Here is a 15885-nt window from a genome sequence, read left to right as displayed (position 1 = left end):
GTTCTCCTCGCCAAATTTATTAACGCCGGCCACCGCCGCGCCCGCCACCGCCGCGCCCGCCGCCGCCGCGCCCGCCGCCGCCCTGCCTGCCACCGCCGTGCCTGATCATTTTGTTGCCGCCACCGCCGCCGCTACGAATTCCACCTCCCATGCTCCTCGCACCGCGGTTGGAGGAAATTTGCTGACGTTTTCCGGAGCTGACGTTGCCAAGACCCGAAGGATTCCTCGGCCTGTTGTCCACTCTCGCTGCCGGCCTCGGCTTGCCAACCGGGCGATCGATCCTCCCTGACGCCTTGGCTGCAGGGCGATCGTTCTTTCGTGCCCCGGCAATCTGATTGTTGTTGGTTGGCTTTTTGAAATCCTGCCTCGACGCCGGGGGGCGGTTTTTCAAGCCCTCTCTGATTTCGCGTTGGCGGACGTCCTTCACCTTGCCGGACTTTCCGGCAAGCGTGCTCGCTCGGTCCCTTTTTAGATCGGACGCCTTGTTGCGCATATTGTTGCGATCGTCGGACTTGACCCGATTGCTGATCTTCGATTTGTCGACGTTGGCGAATTGGTTCTTGTCGAAATTTATTTTCGAACGGTCGACGTTTTTCCAGTCGACGTCGTTGAAATTGACCTTGCCGTTTCTGTTGTTGAAGCAATCGTTGCAGTCGATATCGATATCGTTGCCGTTCCAGCGGCCTCCTGACACACCCCAGTCATCCCAATCCACTGCCGCTGCCCAGACGGCGCCTGTCACGAAGGCCGCGAAATAGGGCGCAGTGGGGTAATAATAACTTGGGTAGGAGTCTGGATAATAGGAGATCGGAGCGACCGGATAGTCGGTGGTATAGAGCATTTGCGGCTCATACCGTGGAACGTAGATCGTGTCTGCGCTCGCGGACTGGATGACGACATTGTCGTTCTCCTCGACAACCTTGATCTTGTCATCCGACTTGATCACGCCTTTGGCGACAGCCGTGTCGCGCAACTGCTGAATGGCGACCAGAACGTCTTTTTGCTGATACGTCAGTGCGTCGCCAAGCGCCTGGGTCCACTCCAGATCGTCGTTCATCATTTTGACGATGTCGGGATAGTTGAGCAGTGAGATGACGCTTCCGTCCCAGCTCTCCTTCGGTTTCAGGCCTGGCTTCTTGGCGACCTGATCCAAAAACCGGTTCGCTTCCACGATCTGCAATGGATAAAGCGACGCTTCGGAAATCACCGCGACAAGTTCATCGGGATAGAGCGCTATTCGCGCTACCAGAACTTCGAGTTCATCCTCGTCGAGCGGTTCGGGCGCCGGGGTAGCCGCTGCGCTGGCTGTAGCAGCGACTTGATCCTGAGCAATCGCGAAAGAGGGCGGACCCGAGCAGATCAAGAACGTTAGTATGGCCACAGTCCCAACAGGCCAACGCGGAAACTTGATCTCCATTGCCGTCCCTCCAAGGTATGTGAACCTGGTTGTCAGCGATGTTCTGTCGCCGAGTCCGGGCGAGTGATCATGCCTTGGCGTTATGTTGGCGCATTACCTGCCGAGGGGCAATGTAAGTAACTGTATGCTACGTGTGCGACCCTTCACTTGCGAACCTCGCTGGTTAGCGCATCGGGGCGCGAGCCTGCGGAGCGGTGCCGCTTGGCGCAAAGAGGGCAGAGGCCAAGCAAAGCCAAGCCTTTGATAAGATCAGATCGATTGCAATCGGCAGCGCGCTCGTCACGGTCTACTCGAACAATCCTTCAGTGGCCACCCAGCACGAGAGTCTGGACGGGCAGCAACAATGCCTGAATTCGAAGGATCATGGCATGCACGATAGCTACGGTGTCCACCACATGCAGGAACACCCAATTGAGCGTGCCGATGTCCTTTGCCGCGAGCGCGTCGTGATTGTTGGTGTATGCGTTTGCGATGCAGCTGCTGCCCGGCGGCAGGCCGTCGAGCTCCCCCGGGAAGAGCGGCTCGAGGAAGACGGTGAGCGTCCCACCCTTCGAAAGCTGTTGAACGTCGACAAGCTGATCTGTCGGCCGGATTTGTCCGGCAGCGATGACATCCTGTACCTGGGTCACGACCATGGGAAGGATCGTAAATGGCTTGCCGACGCATGTGGCCTCGGCGATCATCCCCTCTTTCATCACCTGCGCCTCGATCTGGCCAAAGCCGGCAATTAGGGCGCCACGTCCGGCGTCTTCCGGGACCAGGATGCCGGCGGGCCGCACCATTGCGTTTACGACATCGCCGGGCCGAAGCGTGAACTGCTGGACGGTTCCGGCGACGCCGGCCCGAACCAGGGTTTTATCCAGTTCGACCTGTGCCTGCGCAAGTGCTGCCTCCGCACTGGCCTTCTGGGCGGGCAGCAGCGAGCTGATCTTCGTTTCGATGGTCCGCTTGCTTGCGACGGCGGCATCAAGACCACCCTTGCGACCATCCACGGCGTTTTGCAGCCGCTCGACCTCCCGAATCGAAACGACGTCCTTTTTCACCAGCTGCTGCTTCATTTCCAGTTCGTCCAAGGCCTGCTGGTAGGCGCTTTGCGCCTGCTGGATGAGCCCATCCGCCGCTGCAAGGTCCGTTTGCGCCACCGTGGCCTCGGCGTCGGCTTCGGCTATCTGGCGCTTTGCTGTCTCGAGCGCGGCTTCCTGCTCGGAACTGTCAAGCCGAAAGAGCGGATCACCAGCCTTGACCTTTGCATTTATGCCAACGTCAACGAACACCTCGGCAACACGGCCGGTGGTTTGGGGAAGGATGGTAACGGTGCGGAATATCGCCGAGACGTTTGTCGTCGAAGGATGATAGTAAAAAATGAGGGTGATCAACGAAACGGTCAGCACCAGGCACGCCGTGATGCCCCAGCGCAACTCGTACCACATCGTATAGAGGTTGATCTCGCGCCCGATACGCTTGCCTTGCACATAACGGCGGAAAAGATAGTCCGGAAAGACCGTGAGCAACGAACAGAGAATTAGCTCAAACATGGCTCAGAGCATCCATGCGCGCGGTGTCGATTTTCTGCTCGGGACCAGGCTGCACCATCGCCTGCTCTTCCCCCTGCTCCTCCGCCCGCTCCTCGGCGGCGGGATCGCGTCCGGACAGTTTCTCGAGCGAGCGTGCAATTGAAGACATCGGCGTCTTGAAATCCGGCAGCTCGATGAACGCCAGCAACAGACCCGCGATCCAGAAAAGATGATTGTGGGTGAAAAGCGAGATCAGACAAAGGACAGCCACAATCTCCATTTGCACTTTTTTCGATCCATGCGCCATTCGTTCCGGAAGGGCATGGAGTTGAAAGTACAGATTGCCGATGATGAGGATCATTGCCAAAATCAGGACGACGACCACATTGAACAGCCAATCGGTCTGGCCGGGCGCAGTGACGAAGATCGGCAAATGCTCGATCGCCGCAGGATGTATCGTGTCCGCCATTTCGGCTCTCCCACAAAGACTCTCACGGCCAGCCCAGCCAAGGTACCATTCTCCAGATTGCCTGTCGATGGTTTGGAGGGACGGGTAGTGGGTCAGTTTGAAATTTCAGTAGTTGTTGAGCGAAACAGCACGGTTCCGTCTTCGGTCGCAATCTCGCGCACCTCCGACGCATAGAAAAAGTCGCTCTCGCGGTCCACATGCGCGTCTGCAATGTTGGTTGATATGTGGTCGAACTCGTCTCCGGCGTCACGACCGGGGACAATATTCAACACCCGAAGTGCGGCACCATTGCTTAGCCTGACAATCGACTCGGTTCCGTTTCGAGAGAGCAGAAGTTTGACGGCGTATTCCCCTTCGCGAGGCGTCATGTCGTCTCATACCTTTTCTTGTAAGGCCCGCGCACGGTCGGCTTCTCAGCTTCCTTCGCTTCAATCAGCGCGACAATATTCCCAAAGCTTGTCAGTCACGCCAGCGGCCATGGCCGGCGTAACACGCAGCGTCTTATGGATGCGCACGAAGTTGTAATACACGAAGTGCAGCGCGATCGCGTTAGCGTGGGCTTCCACCTTCTTTGAGAGGCCGTTGGTCAGGCGGGTGTCCCGATGAGCACAGCCCGCACGTCGGCGCGGCCACCGGCACGGCCTTCCCTTCTCCAGTTAGGTTGCCGTCGCAGACGCGGGTCGCTGGGCTTCATCAATGGAATCGGTACAATTCCACTTCGACAAAGCGCGAACTTTTGACCGCGCTCGTCACGGCCGCTTCGCGGCCGAATGTTGTACTATGAACAGGCGGTTAGAGCCTGGAGCGCAAGGCATACATCGCCAGCAGCCGAGAACAGGAACCGCAATCACGGCGCCGGATCCTCAATCTGCGGCTCGCCTTCGACTGTGGGCTGGTGCAGCCAGTCATTGAGCAACACATAGGCGACTGCGAGCAGCACAGGGCCGGTAAACAGGCCGAGCAGGCCGTCGGCAAGCATGCCGCCGATGACACCAATGAGGATTACCGGCATCGGCGCTTCCAGCCCGCGGCCGAGCATCAATGGCTTGAGAATATTGTCGCTGAGCCCGGCGAAAAGGGTCCAGACCGCAAAGATGATCGCCGGCGTGTTTGCTTCCGTCGAAAAGACATAAACTATGACAGGCAGGGTCAGCAGCACCGCCGGCAGCTGCACAAGAGCCAGCAAAAACGTTGCGAGAGTCAAAAGTCCGGCTGCCGGGAGGCCAATGGCGAAGAAGCCGATCCCGACGAGCAGCGCCTGGATCACTGCCACGCCGACAACGCCTACTGCCACGCCGCGGATCGTGGCGGCGGTCAGCGTAACCAGGTGAGCCCCGCGTGCCGTGCTGCCGGTGACACGTTCCAACAGGCGCCTGGCGAATTCGGCGGCGCCCTTGCCGTAGGCGATGAGCGCCGCGGCAATCGCGAAAGAAAGGACAAACGATAGTTCACCCGCGGCCAGACCGCCCACGAACGACATCAGCCGTGCCGCGGGCGCGCTCAACATCTGGCCGTATTTGGCAAGCGCCGCCGGCATGTTGGTGGCGACGAGCGCCCAGGTCTCCGTCAGTTTCCGGCCGACCAGCGGGAGGTCGGCAAGCCATGCCGGCGGCGGTGGCACGGTCAGGCTCTGGTTCTGCCACGCGGTGACGAGCGAAACTATGGAAGACCCAAGCGACGTCACCACTGTGACCATCGGCACCAGCATCACCGCAACGCTGACCAGCCCTATCAGCAGCGCCGACCACCGATTGCCGACCCAGCTGCCAGGCGCTGATGCAGCGGATTCAGCATCACCGCCAGGACCAGAGCAGGATGCCGGCAAAAGGCAACATGATCCTTCCGCAGGCGTAGAGCAGCAAGGCTATCAGCCCAATTCGAAGTGCGGCATCAATCATGGTCGAGCGCGGAAGAGCGTGATCGGGATTTAGCGCCTTCGGGTGCATTATTTATGCCTCGCTGCCCGGTCATGCCTAGATGCCTAGACGACCAAGCATCTTATTGATTATTTACGTCTTTCGGCCTTCTTGCAAAACCACCGCAAGGTGCCGGCAGTTGTAGGCGCCTATCTCGCGCACCAGCGCCTCGAACGGCCTGCCCATCCCGCCGTCAGTCCCCCAAGCTGAGCAGTGTCGATGGATCGGCCGTTACCGGTGGCGCGAAGAAGGTCAGCCGCACTGCTTCCATAAGCAGTTGCGGCGGGGCCATCTCGCCTGCCAGTTCGACGATGCGCCCTTGCAGCTCCTTCATCCTGTCCGGGTTCGCCGCAGCGAGATCGTGAGCTTCGGATTTGTCGGCGGCGAGGTTGAAAAGCTCCGCCTTCGGCGGCAGTGAGGCCTTCCACACAAGCTTCCAGTCGCCTTTGCGAACGGCTCCGGCCAGAGGATCGACGTTGTAGACCACTTCGGCGCGGGGAGACGGCTTTCCCTCGCTCAGGGCGTCCCAGACATTCATGCCGTCCAGTGGCTTGTTCTTCTCCAGCTTGGCTTCGGCGACGGCGGCAAGCGTGGGATACATGTCCGTAACGTGGACCATGCCGTCGACAACGCCCGGCTTGATCTTGCCCGGCCAGTTGGCGAAGGCGGCGACCCTGGTGCCACCCTCGTAGAGTGTGCCCTTGCCGCCACGATAAGGTCCGTTGCTGGCGGGCAGTGTGCCCCCGACTTTCGAATCGCCAGCAAACAGCGAGTCTTTCACGCCACCATTGTCGCTGTGGAAGACGATGATGGTGTTGTCGCGCATGCCTTTCTTTTCGAGCGCCGCAACCACCTTGCCGACGCCGTCGTCCATCACCGAGATCATCGCTGCATATTTGCGCCGGTTCTCGTCTGCGATGCCCTTGAAGCGGTCGAGATACTCCTGCGGCGCCTGGAAGGGCGTGTGCGGCGCGGTGAAGGCCAGGTAGAGGAATAGCGGGCTCTTGCCCTCGTGGCGCTCGACAACTCGCACGGCCTCGTTGCCGAACAGCGTGTTGTCGAAGCCGGTTTCGTTGAGCGGCTTGTTGTTGCGATACCAGTCCTTCACGCCGTGGGAGGAATGCTTAAAGTGGTCGATCTCTCCGACCAGCGCGCCGTAGAAATAGTCGAACCCGCGCTGCCGCGGCCAGAACTCTGGCTTGGCATGGCCGAGATGCCATTTGCCGACCATGGCCGTCTTGTAGCCGGCGTCTTTCAGAACCTGCGGCAAGAGGTACTCATCGACCGGAAGCCCGTAGGTGCCCGCTGCCGGTATGACGCCCGTCTGTAGTCCGTATCGCAGAGGATAGCGGCCGGTCATTAATGCCGCGCGCGTTGGTGTGCACATAGGCAGGGCGTAGAACTGGTCGAAGCGAGCTCCGCCCTCGGCGAGCTTGTCGAGGTTTGGCGTCTTGATATCGGAACCGTTGAAGCCGGCATCCCCCCAGCCCATGTCGTCAGCGACGACGTAGACGATGTTGGGGAGCGCCGGCTGGGCGGCCGCAGGCTGAACCCAGGCAAGGCCGAAAGGCCAACCGGTGTAGCCAGTCGCGACGCCGCTGCCGCCGTGCCGGCCATCAATGCGTCTCGCCGCGTGATTTTGTTGCTGATGCCGGCTTCAGCCGGGAAGTCTCGATCGTTGCTCATGTTTTGCCCCTGCTCTGCTAAACCAAATCATGCGTTCAAAACCCTGCGCGCCAAATATGCTGGCGCCGATCATTTCCCCGGTACCCAAAGCGGCAGGGCAGCGGTCAGGACGCGCCACACTGCAGCATAGCCCCGACAGGCCGTTGGATGTCCTAAGCGCACTTGTCCGATTGGGTCTTCTCTATCCATAGTCCCCACCAGCCCTGCGTGGGCATCGATCTCGCGGGACTTAATCATAAGCTACGTCTAATATAATGTGCAGCTATCCATTTGGCGCAAGATCGTGACGGGTCGCGCGAAACCGCCGGCGCGGGGGACCACGCCGCACAGTTGAATGCTGATCATCGACCGATTGGGCGTGGGCAGGAAAGCTGGCGCCGCGACATGACCTCCCGAACGTCGAGAGGAAAACGGTGGCCCGCACCTGAACTCAGACATTCGAATTCGACTAAAGGCAATCAAACCGGCTCAACAGATTTCACGTTGCCGTCGGTGTCCACGAGGCAGCTTGTCTTCTTGCCGCCGGCATCGAGCTCGACCTGATAAGTTTTGGAATCGATCTTGCTCGAGGAGATCGGAAGTATCTTGGCGCTGTTGACGCCGCTCGACTTGGCGACCGCGTTGGCGCAAAGAAGCTGCAGATCCGCCGGAGCCGTCTCAACCTGCGTCCTCGACATCTGCTCCGGAGCAGGCGGCGGCGTGCTGACGCAAGCGCTCAAGCTCTGCGCCATGAATCCAAGAGCTACAACCAGGATCGATCTTCTCACTGCACGTTTTTCCGACATTGCTTGGCCCTCTCCGAATGCCGCTTCAAACGCCCTTGTAAAGGGCCGCCCCCTGCATCAGAACGATGACCTTGGCTCCGACCTTGACGCGGGACGCCAAGTCGGTGATGTCGTCGTTCCGCATCCGGATGCACCCTGATGACACGTCGAGCCCGATCGTCCAGGGCTCCGGCGTGCCGTGTATCCGGTAGATCGTGTCCTGATCGCCCTCGTAGAGATAGAGTGCCCTGGCGCCGAGCGGATTGTCGGGACCTCCCGGCATGCCTGCCGCATATTTGACCGCGTTCGGATCCCGAGCGACCATTTCGACCGGGGGCGTCCAGGTCGGCCATTCCGCCATGCGGCCGACGCGCACGATACCGGCCCATCCAAAGCCTTCCCGGCCGACGCCGATGCCGTAGCGCATGGCCTGCTGACCCGGCTGCACAAGATAGAGAAAATGCTTGTTGCCATCGATGATGATCGTACCGGGCACCTCAGCGGTGCGGAATTGGACCATCTGCGGGCGAAATGCCTCGGGCACCTCCTTGTGGGCTGCGTAGTATTTTCGCGCTTTCTTCTTGTCGTAGTCGACCCACTTATGTGTCTGCGGATCGAACACCTGCGTCTGAGCGGCATACGCCAGTGTCGCGCCTATCGCGGTCATGACAAGCGCGGCGCCGAGAACGAGGCAGCGGCCAGCCAATCTGCGATCATTGCTTTTCGAAGTGACGGACCGGTTTGCGAGCGAAAAGGTCATGGTCGTCCCTGCCTCTACTTCGACCAGGCGCTAAGCCGGTCTTGATGCTTTGCAACCCAGGCCTGCGCGTACTTGGCGGGATCTTGCCGATCGACCTGCAATGCGTAGCTCATTTCGGTGACCTCGTCTGAGCTGAAGTCGACATGAGAGAGGAAGGCCGCCACTTTCGGCAGGCGCTTGGCCATCGATGAGGCAAACCCGATGTAGAAATGGGATGCGTCCCACGCCACCGGCGCCTCAGATTTTGTAAGCCAGTCAGGGTCGTCGCTCGGCATCACGATGTGCCACTTGGCCGGATCGTATTTCGGTTCGGTCAACTGGACGATATCATGGAGCTTGAACATATGGTGCGGACTGTAGCAGTAGAATGCCATCGGTTGCCCCGTTGCCGCGGCCGCATCGACTGCGGCCATTGCCATGTCTTCCGGCATCTGAAGGAGCGTCATCGTTTTTTCATAGCCGTAGCTCTTGGCCCGGATCTTCTCGATGCTCGTCGACGACCAGCCCAACGCGCCAATCCACATTTCGCCCTTGCCGTCGCCGTCGGTATCGAACACGGCCGCTTTTTTGGGATCGGCCAGATCTGAAATGTCCTTGACGCCATATTTGTCAGCCGTCTCGCGCGTCACGCAGATGCCCTGCGTAGCCGACACACCCCTGGGACTGAGGTCCACGGTCTTGCGCCCGTCGACGTATTTCTTGACGAGTGAATCGAGATTGGGAAGCCAGACCTCCGGATAGACGTCGACCTCCCCGGTATCCATCCCGGCGAATGCGGTCATGGAGCCCATCTCGCGCACATCGGCGTCCAGATTGAGTTTTTCCTTCAATCCGTACTTGATGATATTGGCCGCGGCCTGGCCCGATGGCCAGTTCGGCATTGCAATGAGGAGGTCAGCCGCAAGGGACCGGCCATGTACCGCCAGCATCGTCAGTGCCGCCAGCGACACTTTCAGCAGATGTCGCCGAAATCGACTGTCCATTTTTCCCTCCCCGCGGACCTGACATGAACCGCAGCGGCAACGGGAGGACTCCCGATCCGCCACGCAACCGGCACACCACCGCCGGAACCGCTTTTGTCTGCCAGCCGGCTTTCCATCCCGTTGATTGGTTCGTCTTCTCCCGAGACTACCGGATGGAGCCGGGAGCGGAACGTAAGTTACGTGGAGGGCGGGGTAACTTTTGACTACGAGGCCGTTCAAACGGCTCGCATCGGCGGCTTAATCTTAAACTGTGCCGATCACATGGAAATCAGTCGAAGGGCGGCGCCCTGCCCATGACGATCGATCGCTAGTAACAATTACCGGAATCGGCTTCCCTGGGCGAACATCGGCGATAGTATCTGTCTGAGTGATACCCATCGCCGTAGTATCGGTCGTGGTAATACGGATCGCCATAGTACGGATCGACATCATACCGATCGACATAATACGGATCGCCGTAGTACGGACCCCTGTAATAGTCACCGCCTCCGTAGTACCCGCCGTAGTAGCCGTTGCTGTTGGCAATCATGCTGCCGAGCAGCGCGCCGGCGACAAATGCGCCGCCCGGGGCCCAGAAGTCGTTGTGCCGATGGTAGTGGCGGTAGCCGCGATAACCCCTGTACCAGCCGTCCCGAATTTGGATGACATCGGACTGAGCGCTTTGTGCCCTGGGCACGAAGACCGGCGCGGCATCAACTGGAACAGAACTCGCAAGTACAAAAGTTGCGACGAGGGAGGTCGCTATGCCTGACGGGACTCTCATGATCGCGTCCTCGCTGGTGGCAATGTTTACCGTGTGCGAAACGTCGTCATTAGCGATACGAAACGTCGTCGATGCAAATTTGTTCCAGACACCTGCAAATTGCCTGAAGCGGCTCCGAACGTTTGACCGCCGGCTAATTCCGGAATTCCATCGGGACGGCAGTGGTCGCTCGATCTCTCGATGTCCCGGACGTTTCCATAGTGGTCCCGAACTGCGAACGAGGGGTGTCGTTCGGGCGCGCCTGAAAGGGGCCCACAAGGCGATCTCCCACCCCCGCCGGCTGATGGACCGGGGAGCGGCTGGCCGCGGCCGCCCCGGCCGCGGCGATCTCGAAACCTGGCGTTCTGCGTTAAGAATGTGTCTGCTGGCACCAGCCAATGGCCGAGATGGGTGGGAATTTTGCCTGGCGGGCGGTCAGTGCTTCAGGCATTTCCGGCCCACTGCCATTGCTTTGAACGTCCCCTTCAGATCGACGACAAAGGCCCCCTTGGTTTCAGGAAATACGGTCATCTTATATTTCTTCGCCACGTCGCGCTTGAACTTCGGATCGTCGGTCAAGATGTAGCCGCCAGAATATCCGCCCTTGAGTTCGCCGCTCGTGCTGGTGGCCACACCCTTATAGAGATGGCCGTCGATGGAGACGAAGATGTCCGACTTGGTACCGTTCTTAAGACCGATATCCACCTTCGTGAACACGCCAAGATACCCGACCTCCTGATTTGCGGTAACGCCCATTTGTACTGAACTTGGCCCATCTTGGCGCACGATCAAGCAATCTCCACGCGTTTGATTTGTATAGATCGTCCAGCCCTCGACGTCGTCCCCGTATCGGACAAGCACATCGCTGGCCTTGGGAAGCGGATTTTGTGTTTGTGCGTATGCCGCCGTCGCAGACGAAAGTGCTACTGCCGCGATGAGTGTCGTGAAGATTCGCATAGTATTACCTTCCCTTGTTTGCGTTCTTGCTCATGAGTGTCCGTTTTGTGGATCGTGACTGCCGCGCCCATCCTGGGCGTTGCTCGGAAGTCATTTCACCAGTTCGATCTCGCTTCCGCCCCGTCACTTCGAACCGCCGGGCGCGTCGTAGAGGCGCACGACCCGCGACCGGTCGTTGCTTGGACGATCGTGTCGCTAGGGCCGACCTGTTATCGGTCAGGCCTGGCCGGTGGCTGTCCGCGCCCGATCAGTTAACGAGGACGACTACGTATTTCGACCCCGTGTGCTGATAATATTTCGCGCCGCAATGCCAGATTGTCGTCCCGTTGACCGAAGTCTTGACGCAACCGGCCGGCAGACTGGCTACGTAGACGCTGGTTCTGCGGATGGTTCGCCGGGTTGTGCGCCGCGCGACGCCCGCCGCACTACCGGGCGTAAGAGGATGGCCAACGCGGGCCAGCGCTTGAGATGAAATCGATCCCTGTGTGACCACGGAGACCGCATCAACCTGTACGAAAGTGGCCAAAGCCAAGGCCAGGACGGCGCAGTTGCGGAATGTAAATTTCGTTGTCATCACTTCCTCCCTGTTGTCGTTGATGCAGATCCTGGATCTAGAAACGCATGACCAGTCCCATGATGGGTCCTTGCTGGACGACATCGAAGACGAAGCCGTCATTGCGGTAGTTGACGCCGAGCGCGCGGTAGCCGGCGACCGCCGAAAACCGCTTGTTGAACCGGTAGCCCAGTGCGGCGGCGACATCCCAGTCGACATTGGCGCCGCCTGCACCAACCATGCCCCAGCCCGTCAGATAGACTTCAGGCGTGAGCGAGTAGTTCGCGCGAACGCCAACCAGGCCGTCCGCCCAGGTCGCTCCGTCGCTGCCGGATACGCCGTCAAGGATACCGCCATGGAAGTTCAGGTCCGTGTCTACGGACCAGACCCTCATGGCGCCGACGAAATCGAGACGTCCGGCGTCACTCTGGAGGATCGAATAGCCAGCTCCGACCAGCCCTGAAAATGTCTGTGACGAGACCTCGACACTGTTGGCAACGACGCCTCTCGGCGTGCCACTTTCTCCCGACAGTTTTACATACATGAGGTCGCCGAAAATGCTGTAGCGGTCGTAGCGAGCCTCGGCGACGGCCATGGCCGCGAAGTCGAGATTCTTCAGGATGTCGCTAAAACTCGAGTCGACCTCGACAGTGGGCAGACCAAACTGCGCCACGTCCCCCGACATCCCGGCCGCCCAGAAATATGGCGCAACGGAGAACGTCCAGCCCTGTTCGGTCACGACTGGCTTCAGCTCCGGCGTCATGGGTGAAACCGCATCCGCGGCTCCGGCAGGATGGGCGAGCCAAAGGAAGGAAAGGACAGCACACCCCAGGGCTTGTGTCCGATAGAAGGTCATCATGTCAGGGTCCCCTCCTGAGGCTGGCCGTCGTTTGCGGATTTGTTGCTTGGGAAACAAGAGTGCCTGACGGTGCGAAAACCGTCCATCGTCATGCATGGCGATTCATGGCTGTTCACCGTGCCGGCCACGGGTTGATACCCGATTTGCGGGCGGCATCGGTATTCAGCACTGCTGCTCCCACCTCTCCAACCAGGCGATCTATCAATTCCTGCCATTCGGCTCGTCTGGCCTCGCGCAATGCCGGTGGGGCCTGGTCGACCTTCGAAAGCGCTAACTCTGCATCCGCGAGCTCCTCGCAGATATCGCGAAAACTCTCGCTTCGGTCCATCAGCCGATGGATCGTCAATTCAAACTGGGGGTATCGGCGCACTGCCGCCGAGACCGCTCGGTGCCTGTCAGACGATCCGTCTCTTGTGCTCATGACGCCAGTTCATCGACCTGACGCGATCGTATTGCAAAGAAAGGGCAGCGGGAGGTAAGTTACGTGGATAAGCATGTAACCGAGCGACAACAAAAACCGGCGGTTGCAAGGGATCAAGTGAGGACATGGCGATCCAGGCGGAAACGCCGGCACCAAGGGAGCACGAGCCCCCTGTAGAGGCTTGTCGCGCCCAACTTGCCCTTATCCTCGACAGTGCGGACTTCGATGCCACCAGCCGCGAGCGCCGCTTCCTCAGCCATGTGGTGGAAGAGGCTTTGTCGGGACGAGGCGACCGTATTAAGGCCTATTCGATCGCCGTGGAAGTGTTTGGTCGCGGCGAGGCGTTCGACCCGCAGACGGATCCGATCGTTCGCATCGAGGCTGGCCACCTCAGGCGTGCGCTCGAGCGATACTATCTGACAGCCGGACATACAGACCCAATCCTGATCACGATTCCCAAGGGTGGTTATGTTCCTATCTTCTCGCTTCGTTCGCCGGCTTCGTTGGCGCAGCCGCAGGTGCCCATAGTTTCTCGATCAATCACCCACTCTCCGGTCGGGCGGATTGCGTTCCTGCTCCCGGCAGTGCTTGCAGCCATTCTTGCGGCTGGAGCATCGGTATTGGCGTGGTCGTGGGTGTCTGTCAGGTCAAGCGCGCCGGAAACGCCCCGTGTGCTTGTTGAGCCGTTTGAAGATCTGACCGGCACCGCCGCGGCGGCAGCCATTGCGAGCGGATTGAAGCAGGAGATTGTCAGCCAGCTTTCGAAGTTCAAGGATATTGTGGTCATGGAGTCGGCGCCTAACGACGGCGATGCGTCGACCTCGCCACCACGATTTGTCCTCGCCGGAAGTGTCAGCCTGTCGGTCGATACCTTTCTGCTTCGAGTGAGATTGATCAACCGACCCGACGGTTCGGTTCTGTGGGCAGACAGTTATAATGGGCGGATGAAAGTCGCGGACCTTGTCGGAGCTCAGGCAGACATCGCGCGGAATGTGTCGACGAGCTTGGCTCAAACCTATGGCGTCATCTTCCAGGCGGACGCCAATCTCCACGTCGACAATCCGCCCGAAGATTGGGCCGCATATTCCTGCACGCTGTCTTTCTATGCATATCGGGTCGAGCTCAGCCCCGACACCCGTGCATCCGTGCGTGCATGCCTCGAGAAGGCCGTACGGCGCTTCCCGAATTACGCCACCGCCTGGGGTCTTCTTTCGCTTGTCTACATCGATGACTATCGATTCGAGTTTCCCACCGACGCCACATCGTCCGCCGCCGTGCTGGAGCGCGCCCTGGCAGCCGCAAGGCAGGCGGTGGAAGTCGACCCCCTCAACTTACGAGGGCTTCAGGGAGAAATGCTTGCACTCTATTTCAGCAAGGAAATGAACCTGGCATTGGGAGTGGGCAAGCGGGGTTTGGCGATCAATCCCAACGATACCGAGTTCATGGGCGAATACGGACAGCGCCTGGCGGTCTCCGGAAATTGGCATGACGGCTGCGCGTTGATAACGGAGGCGCGCCAAAAAAATCCGCGTTCGTTGGGCTACTATGAGGTGGATCTGGCTCTTTGCTCTTATTTCAGCGGCGATTATTCGCAGGCGGTTATGTGGATCAAGAAATCGCCGGTCCGATCGAACCCGATCTATCATATTGTTGCGGCTGCCGTTCTGAGCGAAGGAGGCTACAAGATCGAGGCTGATCGCGAGCGTGGCTGGCTGGAGCAAAATCAACCGGCTTGGACGAGGAACATGCGCCACGTGGTTGCGATGCGCCTGGCCCGTTCGCAAGACGTCGAGATTTTCGTCCGTTCACTGCGGAAGGCCGGCTTCAACGTGGCGGATTGAGGGCAAATTCTGTGATGTTGGCAAGTACGGCAACTCATGCAGTCGGAATGCCCGCCAGAGCAATTCCAGGAAAAGTGTGAAACGGTTTTCCGTCCGGAATTGCGTCAAAACAGAGAGTTGGAGCAGTTCGCCGTTTCCGTGAAACGGTGAACTGCTCCAGTGGCGCAATGCGGCCTTAGATCAACACCTGCCACGCCTGGCTCGCGATGTAGCTTGTGGCCGGCTCATAAGTCATCTCTCCCCCTGATCAGTCAAAACCCGCGCCTCTGGCGGAGAGCGCGGGCCGACCAGGCGATGGAGTCCCGATCTTCGGCAGGATGTGGGTGAGACATCACCTGCCGCAACCACCAACTGTTAGCGACCTCTAATGTTCCGTCAAGCCAGTTCTGTGGCTTGCCGCACCCACGCTGGGATTGCCTCATGGCCCTGCAGCCAAGCGCACGCGTGTTCCTCCCAGACATGCCTCTATTGACGCCCACCATGCGGTTAGGGCACGTTTCGAGGAGTGTTTTCAGGGGGCATCATGGCTGACAAGATCCACGGCTTTCTGCCGCCACGGCCGAAATGCCGACTGACCATCAGCGGTTGATCACCCGCTATATCTTTGATCGACCTTGTGGTCCTAAACCTGTTCGATGAGTTTTCGGACAGCGTCACGGTCGCTTCCTTTAGCGTGTCGTTGCTCGCCGCCATCTTGTTGCAAGCCCTTCTGAAGGCGACGATCGCCATCGAGCATCAGGTCGCCGTGTTCTTCAAGGCAAGGCGCCTTCATGAAGTTCATGCGATTCTTCGGCGCATGGGTGGTGCTGTTCCTATCCAAGTTCGTGATCCTGGAGGCGATTACCTTCGTGTTCGGGGATAGGGTTCGCTTCGAAGGCATGCTGCACGGGGTCGTGCCGCTGATTATCGTCGTCATGGCCATGCTCATCGCCGAGGAAGTGATCGTCCGGTTCGTCAGATGTATCCGTTGAAAGGCTACGCAAGGTTCACTCCACGTAAGAGG

General features: G+C 59.4%; 17 protein-coding genes and 1 pseudogene. 2 read left to right on the top strand and 16 right to left on the bottom strand.

Annotation, left to right across the window (positions count from 1 at the left end):
* Positions 1-19: 19 nt before the first annotated feature.
* From AC1D08_RS17120 to AC1D08_RS17050, 15 genes and pseudogenes are all read right to left on the bottom strand, one after another.
* Positions 20-1417: a DUF3300 domain-containing protein gene (locus tag AC1D08_RS17120; RefSeq protein WP_477423611.1), complete on the bottom strand. Its 1398-nt coding sequence runs from the start codon at positions 1415-1417 to the stop codon at positions 20-22.
* 302 nt (positions 1418-1719) lie between these two features.
* The gene (locus AC1D08_RS17115) at positions 1720-2952 is read right to left on the bottom strand and encodes an HlyD family secretion protein (protein ID WP_477399623.1); all 1233 of its coding nucleotides are present in this window, start codon (positions 2950-2952) and stop codon (positions 1720-1722) included.
* Positions 2945-3400 carry a hypothetical protein gene (locus AC1D08_RS17110; protein WP_457154948.1) on the bottom strand — a complete coding sequence of 152 codons (456 nt, stop codon included), beginning with the start codon at positions 3398-3400 and terminating at the stop codon, positions 2945-2947. The genes AC1D08_RS17115 and AC1D08_RS17110 overlap by 8 nt, the downstream gene beginning before the upstream one ends.
* Positions 3401-3492: 92 nt before the next feature.
* Positions 3493-3768 (bottom strand): hypothetical protein, encoded by a 276-nt coding sequence (locus AC1D08_RS17105; protein ID WP_457154949.1) that lies wholly within the window; start codon positions 3766-3768, stop codon positions 3493-3495.
* Positions 3765-4002 (bottom strand): annotated as a pseudogene (locus AC1D08_RS17100) (IS1 family transposase); the annotation flags it as partial. The gene AC1D08_RS17105 and the pseudogene AC1D08_RS17100, both read right to left, overlap by 4 nt.
* A gap of 245 nt (positions 4003-4247) precedes the next feature.
* The gene (locus AC1D08_RS17095; protein ID WP_477423698.1) at positions 4248-5096 is read right to left on the bottom strand and encodes an AI-2E family transporter; all 849 of its coding nucleotides are present in this window, start codon (positions 5094-5096) and stop codon (positions 4248-4250) included.
* A gap of 413 nt (positions 5097-5509) precedes the next feature.
* The gene (locus tag AC1D08_RS17090) at positions 5510-6808 is read right to left on the bottom strand and encodes an arylsulfatase B (RefSeq protein WP_477423609.1); all 1299 of its coding nucleotides are present in this window, start codon (positions 6806-6808) and stop codon (positions 5510-5512) included.
* A gap of 652 nt (positions 6809-7460) precedes the next feature.
* Entirely contained in the window at positions 7461-7787 is a 327-nt protein-coding gene (locus AC1D08_RS17085; protein ID WP_457155891.1) for a hypothetical protein, read from the bottom strand.
* Between the two features lie 25 nt (positions 7788-7812).
* Positions 7813-8526, bottom strand: a complete 714-nt coding sequence (locus tag AC1D08_RS17080) for a L,D-transpeptidase (RefSeq protein ID WP_457155380.1) — start codon at positions 8524-8526, stop codon at positions 7813-7815.
* 14 nt (positions 8527-8540) lie between these two features.
* A complete protein-coding gene (locus AC1D08_RS17075; RefSeq protein ID WP_477227840.1) occupies positions 8541-9509 on the bottom strand; it encodes an ABC transporter substrate-binding protein in 969 nt (322 codons plus the stop codon).
* A gap of 307 nt (positions 9510-9816) precedes the next feature.
* Positions 9817-10185, bottom strand: a complete 369-nt coding sequence (locus tag AC1D08_RS17070) for a hypothetical protein (RefSeq protein ID WP_477423607.1) — start codon at positions 10183-10185, stop codon at positions 9817-9819.
* 501 nt (positions 10186-10686) lie between these two features.
* Complete coding sequence (locus AC1D08_RS17065; RefSeq protein WP_477399616.1) at positions 10687-11208, bottom strand: hypothetical protein; 522 nt, start codon at positions 11206-11208, stop codon at positions 10687-10689.
* Between the two features lie 247 nt (positions 11209-11455).
* Positions 11456-11782 carry a hypothetical protein gene (locus AC1D08_RS17060; RefSeq protein ID WP_457155305.1) on the bottom strand — a complete coding sequence of 109 codons (327 nt, stop codon included), beginning with the start codon at positions 11780-11782 and terminating at the stop codon, positions 11456-11458.
* 37 nt (positions 11783-11819) lie between these two features.
* Entirely contained in the window at positions 11820-12620 is an 801-nt protein-coding gene (locus AC1D08_RS17055) for a hypothetical protein (protein ID WP_477423605.1), read from the bottom strand.
* Positions 12621-12732: 112 nt separating this feature from the next.
* Entirely contained in the window at positions 12733-13041 is a 309-nt protein-coding gene (locus AC1D08_RS17050) for a hypothetical protein (RefSeq protein WP_095089195.1), read from the bottom strand.
* A 125-nt stretch (positions 13042-13166) separates the two neighbouring features.
* Between AC1D08_RS17050 and AC1D08_RS17045 the strand changes: the two genes are divergently transcribed.
* The gene (locus AC1D08_RS17045) at positions 13167-14882 is read left to right on the top strand and encodes a hypothetical protein (RefSeq protein ID WP_477423603.1); all 1716 of its coding nucleotides are present in this window, start codon (positions 13167-13169) and stop codon (positions 14880-14882) included.
* A 622-nt stretch (positions 14883-15504) separates the two neighbouring features.
* Here the strand turns inward: AC1D08_RS17045 and AC1D08_RS17040 are convergent.
* Positions 15505-15663 (bottom strand): hypothetical protein, encoded by a 159-nt coding sequence (locus AC1D08_RS17040; RefSeq protein ID WP_477423601.1) that lies wholly within the window; start codon positions 15661-15663, stop codon positions 15505-15507.
* Here AC1D08_RS17040 and AC1D08_RS17035 point away from each other — a divergent pair.
* Complete coding sequence (locus AC1D08_RS17035; protein ID WP_477423599.1) at positions 15653-15853, top strand: hypothetical protein; 201 nt, start codon at positions 15653-15655, stop codon at positions 15851-15853. The two genes, AC1D08_RS17040 and AC1D08_RS17035, sit on opposite strands and share 11 nt — an antisense overlap.
* Positions 15854-15885: the final 32 nt, after the last annotated feature.

The organism is Mesorhizobium sp. P2_E6, assembly GCF_056403835.1.
The sequence above is the reverse complement of the archived record's forward strand: the minus strand, read 5'-3'. Positions and strand labels throughout refer to the sequence as shown.